Here is a 385-nt window from a genome sequence, read left to right as displayed (position 1 = left end):
CCCAGGATCCGGACAACGATCCGGAACTCGCCTTTCCGAAGCCTGAAACCCTGCGGCAATATATCGTCCATGTCTCGGGGCTGCCGGTATGGTGGGGGCATTTCAAGACGCTCTACACCAATGCGATCGGCGGCTGCCGGGGCAGCTATGTGCCGCCGAAGGGCCTGCCCAAGGTGCGCGTCGAGGCGCGGGCGATGGTCGCCTTCTACGTCGTCGTGCTGATGCTCGCGCTATGGTTCAGGGCAACGGCGCTGCTCTATGTCTGGATCGTGCCGGCGCTGCTCGGCCAGCCGTTCCTGCGGCTCTATCTGCTTGCCGAGCACGGCCGCTGCCCCCTCGTTGCCAACATGCTCGAGAACACAAGGACGACGCTCACCAACTGGCT

General features: G+C 64.2%; 1 protein-coding gene. It reads left to right on the top strand.

Features of this window, described 5'->3' with window-relative positions; genetic code table 11:
* A partial coding sequence (locus tag EOA24_RS41160; protein ID WP_189354749.1) for a fatty acid desaturase occupies nucleotides 1–385 on the top strand: 385 nt, incomplete at both ends.

This window comes from Mesorhizobium sp. M2A.F.Ca.ET.039.01.1.1 (assembly GCF_003998035.1).
In the GTDB taxonomy this organism is placed as follows: Bacteria; Pseudomonadota; Alphaproteobacteria; order Rhizobiales; family Rhizobiaceae; genus Mesorhizobium.
This window is presented reverse-complemented; position numbering and strand designations above follow the sequence as displayed.